Raw genomic sequence first — 1678 nt, forward strand, 5'->3', positions numbered from 1 at the left:
TTTATAGCTAGATTCCTAAATATTAAATATATAAGAATATTTGGTGGAATTGGGTGTTCAGTAGATGATTTCTTGTGCAATGAACTATTTTTGAGTATGTTAAATGAGACTGATATTATTTTTTTAATTGAGAATGAGTTAGGGACTGCTGTGAGCACTGCAGACGACTTGATAAAAATAGGGCATTTTATAGATGAAAAATCGATAAAAAATTTAAAAATTTGGTTTGATATAGCTAATTATTATAGAATTGATCCCAAAGTAGGCCAGCTTATTCAAAAATTGAAAAATTATATCTATTATATTCATTGTAAGAATTATATTATTAATGATTCAGGAATATATTATGTAGAATTAGGAAAAGGAATTATCAACTTCAAAACTCTCATTCATGAAATCCGTGAACATTTTATAAATTTAATTTTTAGTTTAGAAGTACATGAAAAAGAACTGGATAAAAAGGCAGAAGTAGTGAGAAAATCCTATTTAACCCTAAGTGAGTATATTGATGGAGATTAAAATGAATTTAAGTATAGTTGGTTTAAAGAATATTCCTTATTTGAAAGAAGGTGAAAATTTAGAAAAGTTTATTGCAGAGAGTATTAAAGATTCAGATTTTTCTATTGAGGACAATAACGTACTTTGCATAGCTTCTAAAATTGTGTCTATTTCAGAAAATCAAGTTTTGTCTTTGAAACAGGTTCAAGTGAGTGATGAAGCTAAAGAAATTCAGAAGAGCATCCCTCGTAAAGATCCTAGAATAATTGAAATTATGCTCAACTTAGTTGATAGAGACCTGTCACGTTTAGATATAAAAAAAAATTACATTGGATGTAGATTGGAAAATGGTTTAAAGTTGACAAGTGGTGGAATCGATAAAAAATCAGTTGATGAAGTATTTCTCTTGCCTAAAAATCCAGATGCTTCTGCAAAAAGAATCTCAGAATATCTTAAACTGTCACTTGGTAAGAACGTGGCAGTTGTTATAACTGATAGTGATGGTAGGGAGGATAAAAGAGGAGCTACTCAAGTAGCAATTGGCATTTATGGTATTCCTCCATTGAGGAAAACAGCAGTAATAGATTCTAATGGAGAGACAATAAAATTCCAAGAAGAAACTTTATGTGACATGATTGCAGCTAGTGCTGGTTTAGTAATGGGGCAACGTGGAACAGGAATTCCTGCTGTTATTATCAAAGGCATAGAATATGAGTGGTCTGAAACGACAAATATTAAGGATGCAATTAATGAGAGTTCCAATTGAGAGTAAAAATATTTTAATGGTTGGATTTGGTAAAATTGGGAAAATAAAAGCTTATAAATGGATGGGCAGAGGCTACAATGTATATGTAAAAGATATAAAATTTTGTAATTTAATATTACTTAACAAAGGAATCAGTGTAGATGATGATTTATCGAGACAATATTTTACCATTGAAATTTGTACTCCGACTAACCAACATGTAGTAGTATTGAAGAATATTCTAAAAAAATATTTATTTTCATATGTTAGTATAGAGAAACCACTTTGTAATACATTTAAAGATCTAGAGGAAATTACTTCAATCATAAAAAAGCAACCAGATTTAGAAAAAAATATTTTTGTGAGTGAACAATATTTTTATTCTACAATTTTAGATATTTTCTCAAATCATGGATGTTTTTCTTTGAGTGGAAC

General features: G+C 29.1%; 2 protein-coding genes and 1 pseudogene. All 3 read left to right on the plus strand.

The window, feature by feature from the left end; translation table 11 throughout:
- On the plus strand, window positions 1-519 hold a 519-nt coding region (locus tag D8872_RS10560; RefSeq protein WP_142999580.1), incomplete at its 5' end, for a sugar phosphate isomerase/epimerase family protein.
- A 1-nt stretch (window position 520) separates the two neighbouring features.
- Complete coding sequence (locus D8872_RS10565) at window positions 521-1264, plus strand: coenzyme F420-0:L-glutamate ligase (RefSeq protein ID WP_037612706.1); 744 nt, start codon at window positions 521-523, stop codon at window positions 1262-1264.
- Window positions 1248-1678, plus strand: a pseudogene (locus D8872_RS10570) (dehydrogenase); the annotation flags it as partial. The gene D8872_RS10565 and the pseudogene D8872_RS10570, both read left to right, overlap by 17 nt.

The sequence above is a fragment of the Streptococcus cristatus genome, from assembly GCF_003943815.1.
Taxonomy (GTDB): Bacteria; Bacillota; Bacilli; order Lactobacillales; family Streptococcaceae; genus Streptococcus; species Streptococcus cristatus_F.